We start from the raw sequence: 18,469 nt of genomic DNA on the forward strand, positions 1-18,469 counted from the left end.
GCCCGGCCGCCATCATCCGCGACCTCGACCTGCTGCGCCCGATCTACTCCGAGACCGCCGCCTACGGCCACTTCGGCCGCGAGGGCTTCTCCTGGGAGTCCACCGACCGCGCCGAGGCACTCAGGACCGCCGCCGGTCTCTGACCCGCCAGACCGCGGCGGTCGCCTGCTCCTCACCCGCCGCGGTCTCCGACCGTCACCCTCCGAGGTCTCCTACTCCGCACCCGCCGCGGTCTCCGACCGTCACGCGTCACCCGCCGACTGCCGCACCCCACTCGCCGGGGCTGCGGCAGTCGCCGTGTCCGCCGGCCGCGCCGCGCCATGCCCGCCCCGCGTGCCTCGCCGGGACGACCTGGTCGAGGCGATGCCGCGCCGCCGGAAGGCGCCGGCGGTCACCGGGCGAGCGCCGCGTCGATGTCCGTGCGGAACGGCATCGACGTGCTGGCCCCCTCCCGCCGCACGGACAGCGCCGCCGCCGCCGAGGCGAACCGCAGCGCGTCGGCCACCGGGCGGCCCTCCGTACGGGCCACCGCGAGCGCCCCGGCGAACGTGTCACCGGCCGCCGTGGTGTCGACCGCCTTCACACGGACGGCGGGCACGCGCAGCCGATCGCCCGACCGCGAGCCGTACAGCGCCCCTTCGGCGCCGAGCGTGATCACCGCCTCCGGGACCCGTTCGAGCAGCGCGTCCAGGGCCGCCTCGGGGGAGGACGCGCCGGTGAGGTCGGCGGCCTCGTGCTCGTTGGGCACGATCAGCGCGACGGCGTCCAGCAGCTCGGCCGGCAGCGGCCGCGAGGGAGCGGGCGTGAGGATGGCCGGCACGCCCGCGTCCCTGGCCGCCCGGGCGGCGGCGACCACGGCGGGCATGGGCAGTTCGAGCTGGAGCAGCAGGGCCCGCGAGGCCGCGATCACGGCCTCGTCCTCGCCGCCGGGGCCGGTGACGGCGCCGTTCGCGCCGGGCACCACGACGATCGAGTTGCCGCCCTCGTCGTCGACCACGATGTGCGCGATGCCGCTCGGGCCGGGGACCCGCCGCAGCCGCTCGACGTTCACCCCGGCCACGGCCAGCGTGTCGCGCAACTCGGCGCCGAAGCCGTCGTCGCCCACCGCGCCGAGGAACGCCACCTCCGCGCCCGCGCGGGCCGCGGCGATCGCCTGGTTGGCGCCCTTTCCGCCGGGCACGGTGCGGAACATCCGGCCCGTGACCGTCTCACCTCTCTTGGGAGCCCGGGCCACGTACGCGACCAGATCCATGTTGGCGCTGCCGAAGACCGAGATCATCCGCTCATCATCTCCTGGGTGCGGCGAGCCAGCTCCTCCAGCCCGATGCCGTCGAAACCGGTCACGCTGGTGGTCAGGCCGTCGCGCGTCCTCCACTGCGGGGGCACACCGCCGTTCAGCGCCCCGGCGAGCGAGCCCGCCGTCGCGCCCGCCGAGTCGGTGTCCCACCCGCCGGCGACCGCTCCGGCGATGGTCGCGGTGACGTCGCCCCTGCCGTGGACCAGGGCGGCGGCGACGAGGGCGGCGTTGTTGACCGTGTGCACCCAGTGCAGGCCGCCGTGCCGCTCGTACAGCCGGTCGACGACCCTCTCGAAGTCGTTCTCGCGCGAGGCGTCCTCGACCGCCTGACTGACGGCCCGGTGCAGCCGCGAGCGGGGCGGGACGACCGACAGCCCGGCGCCCACCACTTCCTCCACCGACGTCGCGACGAGCGACTGCGCGCACATGGCGGCGGCGAACATCGCCCCGTAGACGCCGTTGGCCGTGTGCGTGAGCCGGGCGTCGCGCCAGGCGTACTCGGCCGCGGTGGCCGGATCTCCCGGGTTGACCCAGCCGTACACGTCTGTCCTGATCATCGCGCCGATCCACTCGCGGAACGGGTTGCGGCGCGTGGCCGTCTCGGGTGGCTCGACGCCGGCGAGCAGGTTGCGGTACGCGACGCGCTCCGCGGTGAATGTACGACCCGCGGGCAGCTCGTCGAGCCACAGCCTGGCCACGTCGTCGGTGGTGAACCCGCGGCCGTGGCGCTCCAGGACCGACAGGGCGAGCAGCGGGTAGTTGAGGTCGTCGTCCTCGGGGATGCCGTCGATGTTCTCGGCCAGCGAGTCGACGGCGCCGCGCCGGTTCCACGACCACCGACCGGCGATCTCCGGCGGCAGGCCCCTGGCGGTGAACCAGCCCCGGATGGGCCAGTTGCCGGTCGCCTCGGCGATCGCCCTGATGCCCTCGCGCGGGACCTTCTCCACGGGCCGGCCCAGGACGCACCCGGCTACCCTCCCCTGCCACGCGCCCAGCACCCGCACGGGGTCGGCGCGCCGGCCGCCGGGGACCCGGTCGCGGGCGGCGGGCCAGGCCGGTGTGGCGGCGATGATAGCGGCCAGGCCGGTCGGCTCGTCGAGCGGCGACGGGATCGCGGCCAGCTCGTCGAGCAGCCGCTCGGCCAGCGGCCGCAGCCTCGACGCGCCGGGCTCGGAGGCGCCGGCGCGCGGCGGGGCGTCGTGTCCGCCGGCGGCATGCCACCTGCCGGCGACGTCGCGCACGTCCCTGCCGTCCTCGGCGGCCTGCCGCAGCTCGTGGCCGACCAGGTCCTCGGGCTGCACCCAGGTCAGCCGGATCACGCGCCCGATCCGTCCGCGAGGAGGGTGGCGAAGGCGGACTCGTGGACGCGGCGGCGGGCCCGGTCGTCGGCGTGGACGCGGCGCGCCACCCGGGCGATCGCGTGGCCGGGCGCCACCAGGTCGGTGCGGCTGGCCTCGGCGACCCGGGTGACCCACTCCGCGGGGACGGCGGCGAGCCCGCCGAGCGCGCCCGCGATGGCGCCGCCCATGGAGGCGATCGAGTCGGCGTCACGGCCGTAGTTGACGCCGCCGAGCACGGTCTCCCGGTAGTCGCCCTTGGCCACCACGAGGAACCCGAGCGCCAGCGGCAGCTCCTCGATGCTGTGCACGCGGCTCGGCCGCCGCGCGCCGAGCCCCTGGTCGCGGTAGGTGTCGGCGACCGTGTCGAAGGGCCGGACGGCCGCCCGGAGCGTCGCGAACGAGCCGTCCCAGTGTCCGACGCCGCGGGCGGCCTCGCAGACCGCGTCGATGGCGGCCCGGGTGCCGTCCTTGGCGAGCCGCAGGCAGGTGGCGACCACGGAGTCGACGGTCGCGCCCGGCCGCATGGCCTCGGCGACGGCGGCGGCCATCACCCCGGCCGCCTCCCTGCCGTAGCTCGACTGGTGGGCGCCCGCCAGGTCGACGGCCTCGGCGTAGGCGGCGTCGGGGTCGGCCGCGTTCACGACGCCGACGGGCGCCATGTACATGGCCGCGCCACAGTTCACGATATTTCCGACACCGGCCTCGCGTGGGTCCACGTGGCCGTAGTGCAGCCTGGCCACGATCCACTTCTCGGCCAGGAAGATCCGGTGCAGCGGCAGCGCCTCGGCCTCCAGCTCGGGGATCCACCGCCGCTCCCCCATCAGCTCCGGAACCAGGTGGTCGGCCATCGCGTAGGCCCCGAGGTGCCCCTGGACCCTCTCGTAGACGCGGATCAGGGCGTGCGTCATCAGGGTGTCGTCGGTGATGTGGCCGTCACCCTTGTGATAGGGCGCGATGGGCCGGGCGTTGCGCCAGTCCTCGTTGTAGGGGGGCACGATGCCCTGGACCTGGCCGCCGTACCTCCGCACGATCTGCTCGGGAGTCCAGCCCTCGGTGGCGCCGCCCAGCGCGTCACCGACCGCCGCCCCCGCCACGCAGCCTGTGGCCTTGCTCGAAAGCAGGTCGGCAGGCTGGTCTTCAAGCGGCGTCATGCGAATTCCTCCGTGAGTTCCATCAGATCTTTTCCTGCCAGTATCGGCAGGCAGCAACCGGCCAGCGTGCGGGCCGCCCCGGTCCACTCCCCCGGGATCGCGGCGAGTCCGCCGCACGCGCCCGTCAGCGCTCCGGTGAGCGCGGGCGCCGAGTCGGCCAGCGCGGCCAGGCACGCGGCGGCGGGCACGGCCCGGTCCAGCGCGCCGCCCGACACCTCGGCCAGCGCCAGCGCCACGGGCACCGTCTGGGCGGCCCCCACCGCGTAGCTGTAGACGTGGTCGAGCAGGGCCGCGTCGAGCGCGGGCACGGCGGCGAACGGATCCTTCGCCGCGTGCGCCACCTCCAGCGCGAGGCGCGCGTTGTGGCCGATGGCGGTGTCCTCGGGCAGTACGGTCAGAGCCGCCCGCACGGCTTCGGCCGCCGACCCCGACGCGACCGCCTCGGCCACGGCCAGCGCCATGGCCCGCGCCCCGAGCAGCCCGTCGCCCGCGTTCGTGACCTGGGCGTCCTCCGTGGGGTCGCGGCCGAGCGCGCCGAAGGCGACGGCCCTGACGGCCGCCGCGTCGTCGAAGTGGTGCGGGTTGTCGTGCCCGCTGGCGGGCGGCTCCACGCCCCTGGCCAGGTTGTCGATCGCGGTCGCCACCGAGATGCGGGCCCGGATGTCCGGGCCGAGCGCGCGGAACGCCCCGGCGCGCGGCTCGCCGATGGTGAGCAGCGTCCAGGCGAGCCACTCGGCGTCGTCCGACGGGCCGACGGCCAGCGGCGCGACCGGCTGGTTGAGCGCGAACGGCACCGGCAGCGTGGTGACCCGGTGTTCCTCGGCGAACGCGTCGAGCTCCCGGTGCAGCCGTCTGCTCCACGGCGCGTGCAGCGCCGCCCGGTGCCTGGCGGCGGGCCAGCCGGCGGCGTCGCCCACGGCCAGCCCGAGAAAGGCTCCCCTGATCCTGTCCCCCGACATGCCTCTCCTACAGTCCTCTCGCCTGGCCGGTCGCATGGCCGCCGGGGTACGGATCGGTCGCGGGCCGGGCGGCGGCGGCCAGTTCGTCGGCGACGTCCAGCACGTGCCTGCCCGCCACCACGGGCAGGCACTTTCCCGTCGCGGGCCCGATCCGCCGGGCCCATCGCTCCGGCACGCCGCGCTCGCCCTGCCCCGCCCCGGCGATGGCGCCCGCGATGGCGCCGATCGTGTCGGCGTCCCGGCCCAGGCTCACGGCGAACGTCACGCTCGCCTCCACGTCGCCCTCGCCCGCCAGGTAGGCGGCCAGCGCCAGCGCCACCGCCTCGGGGGCCAGGTCCGTCCAGGGGTAGTGCCTGACCACGACGGCCTCGTGCAACGCCTCGACGAGCGCGAGCTCCGCCGTTGCACCCGCCTCGCGGACCGCCGCCCCGACCGGCACCTCACCGGAGCCGTCGGCGGGCGAGCGGCCGAGCACCTCGCACACCCGCGTGATGTTCCTGGCGGTCCAGGAGTCGGCGGGCACGACCGCCAGCGCGGCCCGCACCGTCTCCCGTGGAGAGGCCCCGGACATGGCGGCGGCCACGGCCCCCGCGACAGCGCGGCCACCGAGAATGCCCTCGCCCGAGTGGCTCACCAGCCCGTCCTGCTCCACCAGCCGCGCCGCCTCGGCCGGGTCGCCGGGGCAGAACACCCCGTACGGCGCGGCCCGCATGGCCAGGCCGTCCGACCAGCCGTGCGGGTGCGCCCGCCCGGTCAGCGGCGGCTCCAGCCCCCGGCGCAGCGCCTCGACGGTGCCGAGCTCGGAGAAGCCCGCCCCGCGCATCGGCCCCGTCACCAGCGGGACGATCTCCGCCCGGTAGGCGGCGGCCACGCCGGCCGAGGTCAGCGCGTGGCCGTGCCGCACCAGCAGGGAGGCGGCGAAGATGGCGTACTCGGTGTCGTCCGTGCCCCCGCCCTCGATCTCGGTGAGCCGTCCCCACCTCCGGCGGATCTCGGCGGGAGAGAGGTTCTCCGCGGGCGCCCCGAGGGCGTCGCCGGCCGCCAGGCCGAGCAGACACCCCCGGGCCCTGTCTCGATGGGTCACCGCTGGTACCGCTCCAGCACCTTGTTGCCGTCGTCGACGAGCCGCTTGGCCGCCTCGTCGATGGTGATCTTGTTGGCGTAGAACTCCTGCAGCACCGGTGTCGCCACCTTGCTCTTCCACTCGTCGAATCCGTTCACCTTGAGGAACGGCGCCACGACGAGGTTCTTGCCCGAGGCGGTGGCCACGTCCCAGCCGTTCTCCTCGGTGGTGATGACCGGGTCGGACGCGGCCTTGACCGAGGTCGGCAGCAGCCAGTCACCCTTGGCGAGCTTGGCCTGGTTGGGGCCGTTCAGGAAGAACGAGATGAACTTGACGGCCTCGTCCGGGTGCTTGCTCTCCGCGGCGACCGACAGCGTCTGGGAGACCGCGCCCTGCTCGGAGGTGGTGCCCTTGAGCGGCGGCAGCGTCACCCACGCGAAGCCGTCGGGCGCCTGCTCGGCGACCTGCTGGCGCAGGTAGACGCCGACGGGCAGCATCGCGTACTTGCCGGCGAAGAAGCCGGGCAGCGGGTCGGCGGTGCCCATGCCGAGCGCCGAGGTGTCGGCCGACTTGTCCTTGTAGAGCTGGTCGTGGATGCGCTGGAGGACCTCCTTCTCCTCGGCGCCGACCTTGACCGTGGTCTTGCCGCCGGTGGTCTGGAAGAACGTGCCGCCGAAGTTGAGCGCCAGGTTGAGCGTCTTGTTGACCGGGGACTTCATCGGCCAGGCCACGCCGTGCGTGTCGCCCTTGGTGAGCTTCTTGCTGATGTCGGCGAACTCGTCCCACGTCCACGGGTCGTCGGAGGTGGGGATGCGCACCTTGGCGGCGTCGAGCAGCTTCTTGTTGGCGATGATGACCTGCGACTCCTGCAGGAACGGCACGCCGTACACGCCCTGGCCGCCCTTGCCGTCGTCGAAGGTGACGGTGTCCCAGGCGGGCTGCGGGATGTCGCTCTTGAGCTCGGCGGGCACCTTGTCCTTCAGGTCCAGCAGGTACCCCTTGGCGGCGAACCCGGACAGTGCGGGCGAGTCGTCGTGGATGACGTCCGGCGGGTCACCGCCCTCGAACGAGGTGACGAGCTGGTCGTTGACGTTGTCCCAGCTGCCCTGGACATAGGTGACCTGGATGTTCGGGTTGGCCTTGTTCCACTCCTCGACCAGTTGCTTGTTGGCCTCCACCGACTCCTTCTGCCACGCCAGGCTGAGGAAGTCGAGCTTGACCGGCTCGTTGGAGGCGGACTCCCCCCCTTCCCCTCCGCCACCGCACGCGGCGGTCAGCGCGACGATCGCCGCCGCCGCCAACGCGGATTTCATACGCATGAGAGCCTCCTAGCCCTTGACAGCGCCGGCCATCAGACCGGACCTCAGCCGACGCTGGATGATCGCGAAGAAGATCAGGCTCGGGATCGTCGCCATGAGCGACGCCGCGGCGAGCGGGCCGAGCCTGGACACCCCCTCGGGGCCGGTGAACCTCACCAGCGTGAGCGGGAGTGTCATCACGTCGGGGTCCTTGAGGACCACGAGCGCGAAAAGGAACTCGTTCCACGAGGAGATGAACGAGAACAGCAGCGTCGCCACCACGCCGGGAGCCAGCAGTGGCGCGACGACGCTGACGATCGAGCGGATCCGGCCCGCGCCGTCCACGGCCGCGGCCTCCTCCAGCTCGCGCGGCACCGACCGCACGTAGCCCTGCAGCATCCACAGCGCGAACGGCAGCGTGAACGTCACATGCACCACCACGAGCCCGGCCAGTGTGTTCACCAGGTCGAGCCGCCGCAGCACCATGAAGAGCGGGATGATGATCAGGATGAACGGGAAGACCTGGCTGACCAGCACCCAGCCGAGCGCCACCCGCTTGAGCAGCCCCCGGTAGCGGGCCAGCGCGTAGGCGGCGGGCAACGCGACGGCGACCGTCAGCAGCGAGCTGGCCAGCGCCACGACCAGGCTGCGGGTGCCCGCCCCGACGAGGTCCTGCTCGCCGAACGCGTCGCCGAAGTTGGCCAGGGTCGGCTCCCGCGGGATCCAGGCCGGGTCGAGGTTGGCCATCTCCTGCGGCGTCTTCAGCGCCGTGGACAGCAGCCAGACCAGCGGGAAGGCCAGGAAGACGAGGTAGGCCAGCAGCGCCGCGTACTGCGGGATCCTTCTCAAGACACCTCCCGCAGCTGCCGCCACAGGTAGAACCCGAGCAGGGCGAGCACGACGATCACGATGGTCAGGCCGAGGGTCGCCGCGTAGCCGAAGAAGCCGAACCTGAACGCCTCCTCGTAGGCGAAGAGCATGGGCAGCCGGGTCCGGCCGCCGGGGCCGCCCTGGGTGAGCACGTAGACCAGGCTGAACTGGTTGACGTTCCACACGAAGTCGAGCGAGGTGATGGTGACGATGATGGGGCGCAGCTGGGGCAGCGTGATGTTCCAGAACCTGCGCCAGGCGCCCGCGCCGTCGACCTCGACCGCCTCGTACAACTCCTTGGGGATGCCCTGCAGCCCGGCCAGCAGCACCACGGTGGTCTGCGGCATGCCGCTCCAGACGCCCATGACGATGACGGCGGGCAGCGCCCAGGAGAAGTCGGCGAGCCAGTTGATGTCGGTGCCGAGCGTGCTGTTCAGGATGCCCGCGTCGGGGTGGTAGACCAGGCGCCACATCAGGCCGATGACCACGGGCGGCATCGCCCACGGCACCACGGCCAGCACCCGGGCCAGGCCCCTGAACCACAGCCTCTGGTCGAGCAGCAGCGCCAGGCCCAGCGAGGCGAGAAACTGCAGCGCGGTCACCGACACGGCCCAGATCAGGCCGATCCTGATCGACGACCAGAACTCGTCGTCGGCGAGCAGCCGGCCGAAGTTCTCCAGGCCCACGAAGCCGGTCACGTGGTTGCGGCCGGCCTCGGCGTCGGTGAACGCCAGGCCGATGCCGTACAGCAGCGGGCCGACGCTGAACAGCAGGACCGGCACCAGCGCGGGCAGCATGAGCACCCACATCTCGCGGCTTCGCCGCGATCCGCCGCCGCCCCCGGCGTGCCGCGCGGGCGGTGCGGGCCGCGTCGCGGTTACCGTCACGGAGCGCTCCCCTTCGCGCCCGTGCGGCCCGTGGACGCGCGCACCACGAGGCGGGGCGGCACGGTGACCAGGCGGGGCTCGCGGTCGCCGTGGCGCAGCCGGTCGAGGAGCAGCTCGGCGGCGGCCCGGCCGCGTTCGGCGGAGCCGAGCGAGACGCTGGTGAGCGACGGCCAGGAGGCGGCGGCGAGGTCGGTGTCGTCCATGCCGACCACCGCCACGTCCTGCGGCACCCGCCGGCCGGCGGCCCGCAGCACGTCGAGCGCGCCGAGCGCGATCAGGTCGTTGGCGCACATCAGCGCGTCGATGTCGGCCACCCGGTCGAGCAGCGTCGCCACCGCGCGGCGTCCTTCCTCGCGGTAGAAGTCGCCGATCTCCACCAGCTCCTCGTCGTACGGCAGGCCGAGCGCGCCGAGCGCCTCGCGGTAGGCGGCGCCGCGGGCCGCGCCCGGCACGGTGTCGAGCGGGCCGTTGACCAGCCCGATGCGGCGGCGGCCGAGCGCGTGGAGGTGGTCGAGGGCCAGCCGGACACCGGTGCGCGAGTCGGCGCGCACGTTGTCGACGGGCGTGCCCTCGGGCACCGAGCCGATGATCACGACCGGGGCCCGGGCGGCGGCGAGCATCTCCAGGTGCGTCCCGGTGACCCGCAGCGGGACCATGATGAGCCCGTCCACGTAGTGCTCGCCGAGGCTGTGCAGCACGTCGATCTCGTCGGCCACGACGGCGTCGGTGGAGTGCAGCACGAGCCGGTAGCCGGCCGCCTTGAGCACCGGCTGGATCTCGCGCAGCATGGCCAGGTAGGCGGGGTTGCCGACGTCGGCCATGGCGAACGCGACCTGGTGGGTGCGGCGCGACTTGAGCGATCTGGCCACGGCGTTGCGCACGTAACCGAGCTCCTCGGCCGCGGCCATCACCTTGCGCTCGGTCTCCTGCCGGGTCGGCAGTCCGTTCAGCACCCGCGAGACCGAGGCGATGGAGACGCCCGCGCGCGCGGCGATCGTGTTGATCGTGGGTCCCTGGCCCAAAGCTGTCCTCCCGTGAAAGTAAACGTTTCCAGCGCATTGCTGTAAACGTTTACCGTGTTTCGCACATGAAACCGGGAGCCCAGCACGAGGTCAAGTCACGATCACATAACACCAGGTCAGGGTAGGAACCGGGCGGGAGGTGACCGACCATGACGCGATGCCTTGTCACGGGAGCGACCGGTTACATCGGCGGGCGGCTGGCGCCCGAGTTGCTCGCCGCCGGTCACCGGGTGCGGTGCATGGTGCGCTCGGCCCGCAAGCTGCGCGACCTGCCGTGGGCGGAGCGCGTCGAGGTCGCCGAGGCCGACGCGCTCGACCCCGAGGCGACCCGCCGCGCCCTGGACGGGATCGAGGTGGCCTACTACCTGATCCACACCATGGGCGCGCGCGGGGACTTCGCCGAGGCGGACCGCCGGGCGGCCCGCGTCTTCGCCGAGGCGGCGGAGGCGGCCGGGGTGCGCAGGATCGTCTACCTGGGCGGGCTCGCCTCGGGCGAGGGCCTGTCGCCGCACATGCTCTCGCGCGCCGAGGTGGCCGAGACCCTGCTGGGCTGCCGGGTGCCCGCCGTGGTGCTGCGCGCCGCGGTGATCATCGGTTCCGGGTCGGCCTCCTTCGAGATGCTCCGCTACCTCACCGAACGGCTCCCGGTGATGACGACGCCGCGCTGGGTGCGCACCCGGACACAGCCCATCGCGGTGCGCGACGTGCTGCGCTATCTGGTCGCCTGGGCGAGCGTGCCCGACCGGGTCGACCGCGGCTTCGACCTCGGCGGCCCCGACGTGCTGACCTACGCCGACATGATGCGCGGGTACGCCGCCGTGGCCGGCCTGCCGCCACGGCTGATCATTCCGGTGCCGCTGCTCAGCCCCTGGCTGTCCAGCCACTGGGTGGGCCTGGTCACGCCGGTGCCGGCCGGCATCGCCCGCCCGCTGGTGGAGTCCCTGCGCAACGAGGCCGTGTGCCGCGAGCACGACATCGCCCGCTACGTCCCCGACCCGCCGGGCGGCCTGACCGGCTTCACCAGGGCCGTGTCGCTGGCGCTGCAGAAGATCAAGGAGGCCGACGTGACGACCCGGTGGTCCTCGGCCTCCACCCCGGGGGCGCCCAGCGACCCGCTGCCCACCGACCCCCACTGGGCCGGCGGCAGCCTCTACGTCGACCGCCGCAGCCATGTGGTCGACGCCGATCCCGCCACGCTGTGGCGGGTGATCGAGGCCATCGGCGGCGAGCGCGGCTGGTACTCCCTGCCCGTCGCCTGGCACCTGCGCGGGGCGATCGACCGCATGGCCGGCGGGGTGGGCCTGCGCCGGGGCCGCCGCGATCCGCAGCGGCTCAGGGTCGGCGACGCGCTCGACTTCTGGCGGGTGGAGGAGGTCGAGCGCGGTCGGCTGCTGCGGCTGCGGGCCGAGATGCGGCTGCCCGGCCTGGCCTGGCTGGAGCTGAGCGTGGCGCGCGAAGGGGGCCGTACCGTCTACCACCAGCGGGCGATCTTCCACCCGCGCGGGCTGCTGGGTCACCTCTACTGGTGGCTGATCTCACCCTTCCACGACCTGATCTTCGGCCGGATGTCCCGCAACCTGGCCGCCGCCGCGTCCTCGGCGCCGTAGCGCCCCGTCACGCCGGGCTCGGGGCCGTGACCCGCCGGTAGGCCGGGCCGTGTCCACGATCTCCCCGTCCTTGGTTGCCCTGGCGCGTCCGCTCCGGATATGAATGAGTTTTGAGGAAGTTATCTATCCGAGGAGGCGGCGATGGACGCGCGCCCCGCCATGACCAGGCCCAGGGTGGCCGTCTCGGGCTGCCTGCTCGGCGAGCCCGTACGGTTCAACGGCGGCCACAGCCGAGACCGGTTCCTGGCCGGCGCCCTCGGCCCGCACGTCGACTGGGTGCCGATCTGTCCGGAAATGGAAGCGGGGCTCGGCACACCGCGTGAGACGCTCCGGCTGGAGGGCTCCGACCGCGGCCCGCGCCTGATGACCCGGACGAGCCGCGTGGACCTCACCGACCGGATGACCGCCCTGGCCGCCGCCAGGACCGCCGCGCTCGACGTGGACGGGTACGTCTTCAAGGCCAAGAGTCCGAGCTGCGGCCTCCACGGCATCCCCGTTCACCGGGAGTCCGGCCCACCGGCCGACCGGCGCGGCCGGGGCGTCTTCGCCGGGGTCGTCCTCTCGGCCGACCCGCTGCTGCCGGTCGAGGACGAGGGGCGACTGCACGACGCGCTGCTCCGCGAGACGTTCGTGGAACGGATCTTCGCCCACGCCCGGCTGCGCGAGCTCCTGACCGGCGACTGGCGCCCGCGCGACCTCGTCGCCTTCCACGCGCGGCACAAGATGCAGATCCTCGCCCACGACCCCGCCGCCTACCGCCTCGCCGGCCGGCTGGTGGCCCAGGCGGGCAACCGGCCGCGCGACGAATTGGCCGCCGACTACGCCGGCGCGTTCCGTACGGCGCTGTCGAGGAAGGCGAGCGTCGGCCGGAACGTCAACGTCCTCCACCACTGCCTCGGCATGATCACCGTCGACGCCCTCCAGCGGGCCGACCTGGTCGAGGTCATCGCCTCCTACCAGGCGGGCCTGGTGCCCCTGAGCGTCCCTGTGACGCTCCTGCGCCACCACGCGCGCGGCGAGGACGGCGGTTACGTCCTCGGCCAGACCTACTTCTCGCCGTACCCGGCGGACCTGGCGCTGCGCAACCACGTCCCCGCCTGACCGCGCGACCGGCCCGGGCATCCGGGATGCGTCCGGTCCGCCACCAGTCCGCGCGACAGGCCCGGATGGTCAGGATCATGCCCGCGATGTCTCCGGTCCGCCGCCAGTCCGGCGCGCGACAGGCCCGGGCGGGCGGGACGACGCGTGCGGCCCCCGCGAGCCGGGCGGACCTCGTGTCAGTCGCCGGCGGACGCCTCGGCCGCCACCGGCGTGCGGGAGGCGGCGTGCAGGGCCCGGATGGCGGGGACTCCCGTGAGGGCGACGACGGCGGCGAGGACGGCGGGCACGATCAGGGCGACGGGCAGGGACGAGGCCTCCGCGACGTAGCCGAGCAGCGCGGGCCCCACCAGCAGCCCGCTGTAGCCGAAGGCCGTCACCAGCGACAGCGCCCGGCCGACGGGCCCGCCGGCCGCGCCGACGGCGCTGAAGATGACCGGCACCACCGTGGCCAGCCCGACGCCGACCAGCGCCCAGCCGACCCAGGCGCAGACCACCCGCAGGGAGGCGCCGGCCGGCGGGGCGGCCAGCACGAGGCCGTATCCGCAGGTGGCGAGGATCCCGGCCAGCCGAATCGTGTTGACGGAGCCGAGCCGGGCCCGGATGGGGTCGCCGAGCAGCCGGACGGTCGTCATGGCCACGGCGAAGATCGTGTAGGCGAGCGGCGCGGCGGCGGGGTCGGTGTCGAGGACCCAGCGGGCGTGCAGGGCCGCCCAGTCGATGGCCGCTCCCTCGCTCAGGTGCCCGGCGAACGCGGCCACTCCGAGCATCGCGATCAGCCCCCAGCGCAACCCGCCTGCGGACCGGCCCTCGCCGGTGTCCGCTCCGGAGGCGGCGGGCCCGGGCGAGGCGGGCAGCAGCAGCCGGGCCAGTGGCGCGTACAGGAACGGCACCACGATCGCCGCCACCACCAGCAGCGCCTGCGCGTCCAGGCCGGCCCCCAGGACGGCGGCGGTCAGCGCGCCGCCCGCCGCGCCGCCGAGGCTCCACGTCCCGTGGAAGGCCGAGATGACGGGCCGCGCGTAGGCGCGCTCGACCTCGACGGAGTGGGCGTTCATGGCGACCTCGGTCACTCCCAGCCCGATGCCGAACACCACGGCCAGGATCGCCAGCGCCGGGTACGACGGCGCGAGCGCCGGGCCGAGCAGCACCACGGCCGACAACGGCCCGCCGAACCAGCACACGACCCTGCTCGACCACCTGTCCACCAGCGGCCCGGCCACCAGCATCGACACCAGCGCGCCGGCCGAGATCAGCAGCAGCACGCTGCCGAGCCGGGCCGGGCCGAGCTCCAGCCGGTCGTTGAGCGAGGGCAGGCCCGAGGCCCACAGCCCCATCACGAACCCGGCGAGGAAGAAGTAGCCGAACACCCCGATGCGGGCCCGTCTGGCATCCGCGAGACTTATGTTCACGGTGAGAGCATAATGAGTGCCATGAGGCGCACACAATGAGCACACGATGAGCGGTGCCACCACCAGCGTCGAGCTGCGCGCGCACAACCGGGTCCGGCTGCTGCGGGCCGTGCACGACTGCGGCGCCACGCGCACCCGGTCACAGCTGACCCGTGACCTCGGCCTGGCCAGGGGCACCGCGTCGGTGCTGGCCGCCGAGCTGGCCGAGGACCGGCTGGCGCACGAGGCGCCCGCGGCCGAGCACGGCAGGGGCCGCCCCACCCAGGTGCCGGGGCCCCACCCGCACGGCCCGCTCGCGCTCGCCGTCGACCTGCGCGAGGACGGCTGGGAGATCGCGGCCGGCGAGCTGGGCGGCCACACGACGGTCCTCGGCACCGGTCATCACGACGGCACTCCTGAGGACGCGTTCGGCCCGCTGGGCGAGGCGCTCCGCGGACACCTGCGGCGGCTCGGCCCTCGGGTGGTCGGCGTGGGCGTGGCCGTGGCGGGCCCGGTGCGCGCCGGCGGGCTGGTCGACGTGGCGCACCTGCGCTGGCGCTCGGTGGACGTCCCGGCCCTGCTCGGCCTCGGCGGCACGGTGCCGCGGGTGAGCAACGACACGGCGTTCGCGGCGCTGGCCGAGGCGCGGCGGGGCCTGCTGCGCGGCGTCGGCGTGGGGCTGCACCTGCATGTGGACTTCGACCTCGGCGGCGTGCTGGTGGTGGAGGGGCGGCCGCTCGGTGGAGCCGGCGGGATGGGCGCCGAGTTCGGGCACATGCCGCTCACCGGCGGCACCGCGCCGTGCATGTGCGGGGCGCACGGCTGCTGGGGGCTCGACGTCGGGGCCAACGCGCTGCTGCGCCACCTCGGGCTCGCCTACGGCGGCGGAAGGGGCCGCGCCCAGGCCGGCCACATCCTCGCCCAGGCCACCACTCAAGCGAGCACATCGCCCTCAGCGGACCTCCCCCTCGGCGCGAGCACGGGCCTTGGCGCGAGCGCGTCCCCCTCCGCGGACATCCCGGTCGACGCGGACGCACGCCTCGGCGCGAGCGCGGGTGGGGAGGCGGCCGGGCGGGCGGTGCGCGCCTGTGCGCGTGCTCTCGGCCGAGGGATCGCCGCCCTGGTGAACGCGCACGACCCGGAGGTGGTGACGCTGTCCGGCCTCGGCGCCGACCTGTACGAGCGCGCCCTGCCCGCGCTCGTGGAGCCGTTCGAGACCGGTCTCATGACGATCCGCCGCGAGCGCCCGCCACGCCTGGCCGCCTCCGCGCTCGGCTGGCGCGGCGCCCTGGTCGGCGCCGTGGAGTCCGTCTTCGACGACTTCCTCACGGTCCAGGGCGTCGAGGCCTGGCGCCGTCACCGCGCCCGGCAAACCCCTGCGACACGCCCGGACCACGAAATGTGATGGATACCACGCGCGAGGGCGGAAAGCGCCCAGCGAACACCGGCGAGGCGCCCGCCGTACACGATCTTGCGGGCCGCCCGGCCGGGCTGTACGGATGGAGGCGGACGGCAGGTGAAGCGGCAGGGATGTGAGGGGAAGAACACGTGGACCTTGAACTCGCGCTCCGCGTATGCGAGGCGGCGCTGAAGCAGGCGGCACGCGAAGGCGCGCGGATCTCCGTGGCCGTCGTCGACTCGGGCGGCCATCTGGTGACATTCCAGCGTATGGAGGGGGCGCAGCTCGCGGGCCCGGTGCTGGCGCCGGGCAAGGCGTACACCTCGGTGGCCCACGGCAGGCCCACTGCCGACCTGGCGGTGCTGGCCGCTCCGGGAGGGGAACTCTACGGTCTGGCCGGTGATCGTTTCGTCTGTCTCGGGGGTGGCGTCCCCCTCTGGGCCGACTACGGCGAGGGGGAGCGCGTGGTCGGCGGTGTGGGGGTCAGCGGGGGCACGGTCGCCCAGGACGTGGCGTGCGCCGAGGCGGCCGCCTCGGTATGGCACACCCGTTGAGCGGTCACTTTCCGCACGCGGAATGGCTGGTATCCGCCATGATTAGCCCCTGCACGACGGGTAACAGGAATCCCCGAACGTCAACTCCCCGAGGAGAGATCCGAGATGGCACTTCCCACTCTCACCCCCGAGCAGCGCAAGGCGGCACTGGAGAAGGCCGCCGAGGCCCGCGCGGCCCGCACCGCCCTGCTCGCCAAGGTCAAGGCCGGCGAGCTGTCCTTCGCGCAGCTTCTCGAGCGCGATGACGACATCGCCAAGAAGATCAAGGTGTCGCAGGCCCTGCGCGCGGTCAAGGGCGTCGGCCCCGCCAAGGCCACCGCGCTGATGGAGGAGGCGGGCGTCGACGAGAAGCGCCGCCTCGGCGGCCTGGGCGCCCAGCAGCGCAAGAAGCTGGTCGACGCGCTCGGCTGAGACCGGGCGGCCAGGTCCGCGCGGAGACGACCGCGCGGACCGGCCGGCGTTCGGGAGAGGTTACGAGAGACACCCCGGCCGGCGTTCAGGCGACGCTTCGGGAACCTCCCGGACGGCGTTCAGTAGACGCTCCGGGAACACCCCGGACGGCGTGCAGTAGACGCTCCGCCGTACGGCGTTGGAGGAAAGGCCCCCGGAGGCGTCAGGAACGCAGATAGGTCAGCACGGCGAGAACCCTCCGGTGCTGGTCGCTGTCGTCGGCGTACAGGCCGAGCTTGCTGAAGATGCTCCTGATGTGCTTCTCCACGGCCCCGTCGCTGATCACCAGCTGCCTGCCGATGGCCGGGTTGGACCTGCCCTCGGCCATCAGCCCGAGCACCTCCCGCTCGCGCGGCGTCAGCTGGGCCAGCGGATCGTCTCTGCGCCTGCGCACCATCAACTGGGACACCACCTGCGGATCGAACACGGTCCCGCCCGCGGCGACCCGCCGCAGGCCCTCCATGAACTCGTCGACGTCGACCACCCGGTCCTTCAGCAGGTAGCCCACCGCGCCCCTGGCATCGGCCAGCAGGTCGTCGGCGTAGGAGACCTCGACGTACTGCGACAGGATGAGCACGGGCGCGCCAGGCACCCGCCTCCGGGCCTCGACCGCCGCCCGGAGCCCTTCGTCGGTGAAGGACGGCGGCATCCGCACGTCCACCACCGACACGTCCGGCCGGTGCTCGGCCACGGACGAGACGAGGCCGTCGCCGTCGCCGACGGCCGCCACCACCTCGCAGCCGAACTCTTCGAGCAGCCTGACCAGGCCCTCCCTGATCAGAACCGCGTCATCGGCCACGACTACGCGCACGGCACCTCCGCCACGATCACTGTCGGCCCGCCATCCGGCGACTGGATCGTGAGCTCCCCGTCGACCGCGCGGAGCCGGTCGGCCAGCCCGGCGAGACCGTGTCCCTTGGCGACGTGTGCGCCGCCGACCCCATCATCCCCGATCGTCAGCATGAGGATGCCGGCGGTGCGGGTCAGCTGGACGGTGCAGACGGTGGCGCGGCTGTGCTTGGCGACGTTCGTCAGCGTCTCGGCGACCACGTAGTAGACCGCGTTCTCGACGCCGGCCTGGTAGCGCTCGGTGACCTGCACGTCGAGGTCGACGGGGATGGTGCAGCGGCCGGCCAGCGCGGCGAGCGCGGGGGCGAGCCCGCGGTCCGACAGGATGGGCGGCGCGATGCCGCGTGACAGGGCGCGCAGCTCGTCGAGCGTCTCCCGGGTGGCCGTGATGGCCGAGCTGATCGTGGCGTGGGCGGCGCTTGGGTCCTTGCTCATCTGGCGCTGCGCCCTGGACAGCTCCATGGCGAGCGAGACGAGCCGCTGCTGGGGGCCGTCGTGGATGTCGCGCTCCAGCTTGCGCAGCGCGTTGGCCTCGGCGGACACCGCGGCGGCCCGCCCCTCGGCCAGGTCGTCGATGCGTTCCCGCAGCTCGGCGACGCCGGTCAGCAGCGCCCGGCCGAGACCGGCCCGCAGCAGCGCGGAGCCGCGCACCATGAGCGGCAGGAGCAGCGCGCTCACCAGCCCGACGCTCACGTAGAAGATCGCGTTGGTCAGGTAGCCGCCGCCGAAGCCGAGGAGTTCGGGCAGCTCGGTGTTGCCCGGGATGCGCGAGGTGACGATGCCGTAGAGCGGGTAGGTCAGGCCGGCCAGCGGCAGCGACCAGAAGACCACGGTGACCACGAACGAGATGATCGAGATGGGGAAGTTCAGCAGGCCGTGGATCAGGTCGAGCCACGACTGCCCGCTGGTCAGCGGGTTGACCAGCCTGCGGAAGCGGCCGGCTCCGGCGGGTGCGGGCTTGTAACGGGGGCGTACGGGCGGGCGCTCCAGCACGTCGGACAGCCAGCCGCGCTCCGCGTCGGCGAAACCGCGCGCGGTCAGGAGCGTGCCGACCAGGATCGGCACCCCGATCCACACGACCGCCGTGCTCACTCCCGCGGCGAACCCGGCCACCAGGAGCACGAAGGCGATGACGGCGGTGGGGAAGCCCACGAGTGTATAGCGCGTGTCGAGCAGGACACGCCTCATCAGGGAACGCATGTCCCACACGCTATGACGCCGCCATCAGGGGGGC

The 18,469-nt window shown here is 73.7% G+C and carries 18 protein-coding genes; 6 read left to right on the forward strand and 12 right to left on the reverse strand.

What is annotated here, in order from left to right:
* Window positions 1-143, forward strand: a 143-nt coding sequence (locus AB0C16_RS10835; RefSeq protein WP_357681641.1) for a methionine adenosyltransferase domain-containing protein, incomplete at its 5' end; no start/stop codon positions are given.
* A 248-nt stretch (window positions 144-391) separates the two neighbouring features.
* On the opposite strand, the gene rbsK is transcribed toward AB0C16_RS10835, so the two are convergent.
* From rbsK to AB0C16_RS10880, 9 genes are read right to left on the reverse strand one after another with little or no spacing between them, the layout of a single operon-like run.
* Entirely contained in the window at window positions 392-1,279 is an 888-nt protein-coding gene (rbsK, locus tag AB0C16_RS10840) for a ribokinase (protein ID WP_357681240.1), read from the reverse strand.
* Window positions 1,276-2,616, reverse strand: coding sequence for an ADP-ribosylglycohydrolase family protein (locus AB0C16_RS10845; RefSeq protein WP_357681242.1), 1,341 nt, complete (start codon window positions 2,614-2,616; stop codon window positions 1,276-1,278). The genes rbsK and AB0C16_RS10845 overlap by 4 nt, the downstream gene beginning before the upstream one ends.
* The gene (locus AB0C16_RS10850; protein WP_357681244.1) at window positions 2,613-3,788 is read right to left on the reverse strand and encodes an ADP-ribosylglycohydrolase family protein; all 1,176 of its coding nucleotides are present in this window, start codon (window positions 3,786-3,788) and stop codon (window positions 2,613-2,615) included. The genes AB0C16_RS10845 and AB0C16_RS10850 overlap by 4 nt, the downstream gene beginning before the upstream one ends.
* On the reverse strand, window positions 3,785-4,747 hold the full coding sequence (locus AB0C16_RS10855; RefSeq protein WP_357681246.1) for an ADP-ribosylglycohydrolase family protein: 963 nt from the start codon (window positions 4,745-4,747) through the stop codon (window positions 3,785-3,787). Before AB0C16_RS10855 ends, AB0C16_RS10850 begins: the two co-directional genes overlap by 4 nt.
* 7 nt (window positions 4,748-4,754) lie before the next feature.
* Window positions 4,755-5,831, reverse strand: a complete 1,077-nt coding sequence (locus AB0C16_RS10860; RefSeq protein WP_357681248.1) for an ADP-ribosylglycohydrolase family protein — start codon at window positions 5,829-5,831, stop codon at window positions 4,755-4,757.
* Window positions 5,828-7,129, reverse strand: a complete 1,302-nt coding sequence (locus AB0C16_RS10865; protein WP_357681250.1) for a sugar ABC transporter substrate-binding protein — start codon at window positions 7,127-7,129, stop codon at window positions 5,828-5,830. The genes AB0C16_RS10860 and AB0C16_RS10865 overlap by 4 nt, the downstream gene beginning before the upstream one ends.
* A gap of 9 nt (window positions 7,130-7,138) precedes the next feature.
* Window positions 7,139-7,957 carry a carbohydrate ABC transporter permease gene (locus tag AB0C16_RS10870; RefSeq protein ID WP_357681252.1) on the reverse strand — a complete coding sequence of 273 codons (819 nt, stop codon included), beginning with the start codon at window positions 7,955-7,957 and terminating at the stop codon, window positions 7,139-7,141.
* Window positions 7,954-8,865 carry a sugar ABC transporter permease gene (locus tag AB0C16_RS10875; protein WP_357681254.1) on the reverse strand — a complete coding sequence of 304 codons (912 nt, stop codon included), beginning with the start codon at window positions 8,863-8,865 and terminating at the stop codon, window positions 7,954-7,956. Before AB0C16_RS10875 ends, AB0C16_RS10870 begins: the two co-directional genes overlap by 4 nt.
* A complete protein-coding gene (locus AB0C16_RS10880) occupies window positions 8,862-9,887 on the reverse strand; it encodes a LacI family DNA-binding transcriptional regulator (RefSeq protein WP_357681256.1) in 1,026 nt (341 codons plus the stop codon). The genes AB0C16_RS10875 and AB0C16_RS10880 overlap by 4 nt, the downstream gene beginning before the upstream one ends.
* Window positions 9,888-10,036: 149 nt before the next feature.
* On the opposite strand from AB0C16_RS10880, the gene AB0C16_RS10885 reads away from it, so the two are divergent.
* Together AB0C16_RS10885 and AB0C16_RS10890 are read left to right on the forward strand one after the other, a co-directional pair.
* Entirely contained in the window at window positions 10,037-11,494 is a 1,458-nt protein-coding gene (locus AB0C16_RS10885) for an SDR family oxidoreductase (RefSeq protein WP_357681258.1), read from the forward strand.
* Window positions 11,495-11,635: 141 nt separating this feature from the next.
* The gene (locus tag AB0C16_RS10890) at window positions 11,636-12,595 is read left to right on the forward strand and encodes a DUF523 and DUF1722 domain-containing protein (protein ID WP_357681260.1); all 960 of its coding nucleotides are present in this window, start codon (window positions 11,636-11,638) and stop codon (window positions 12,593-12,595) included.
* Window positions 12,596-12,771: 176 nt separating this feature from the next.
* Here the strand turns inward: AB0C16_RS10890 and AB0C16_RS10895 are convergent, their stop codons facing one another.
* Entirely contained in the window at window positions 12,772-14,004 is a 1,233-nt protein-coding gene (locus AB0C16_RS10895) for an MFS transporter (protein ID WP_357681262.1), read from the reverse strand.
* 46 nt (window positions 14,005-14,050) lie between these two features.
* Between AB0C16_RS10895 and AB0C16_RS10900 the strand changes: the two genes are divergently transcribed.
* From AB0C16_RS10900 to mihF, 3 genes are all read left to right on the forward strand, one after another.
* Window positions 14,051-15,388, forward strand: coding sequence for an ROK family protein (locus tag AB0C16_RS10900; protein ID WP_357681265.1), 1,338 nt, complete (start codon window positions 14,051-14,053; stop codon window positions 15,386-15,388).
* A gap of 143 nt (window positions 15,389-15,531) precedes the next feature.
* A complete protein-coding gene (locus tag AB0C16_RS10905) occupies window positions 15,532-15,936 on the forward strand; it encodes a heme-binding protein (RefSeq protein ID WP_357681267.1) in 405 nt (134 codons plus the stop codon).
* 105 nt (window positions 15,937-16,041) lie between these two features.
* On the forward strand, window positions 16,042-16,347 hold the full coding sequence (gene mihF / locus AB0C16_RS10910; protein WP_184962109.1) for an integration host factor, actinobacterial type: 306 nt from the start codon (window positions 16,042-16,044) through the stop codon (window positions 16,345-16,347).
* Window positions 16,348-16,549: 202 nt separating this feature from the next.
* On the opposite strand, the gene AB0C16_RS10915 is transcribed toward mihF, so the two are convergent.
* Entirely contained in the window at window positions 16,550-17,197 is a 648-nt protein-coding gene (locus AB0C16_RS10915; RefSeq protein WP_357681269.1) for a response regulator transcription factor, read from the reverse strand.
* Window positions 17,188-18,435 carry a sensor domain-containing protein gene (locus tag AB0C16_RS10920; protein ID WP_357681272.1) on the reverse strand — a complete coding sequence of 416 codons (1,248 nt, stop codon included), beginning with the start codon at window positions 18,433-18,435 and terminating at the stop codon, window positions 17,188-17,190. The genes AB0C16_RS10915 and AB0C16_RS10920 overlap by 10 nt, the downstream gene beginning before the upstream one ends.
* Window positions 18,436-18,469: the final 34 nt, after the last annotated feature.

The sequence above is a fragment of the Nonomuraea sp. NPDC048916 genome, assembly GCF_040649575.1.
Lineage (GTDB): Bacteria > Actinomycetota > Actinomycetes > Streptosporangiales > Streptosporangiaceae > Nonomuraea.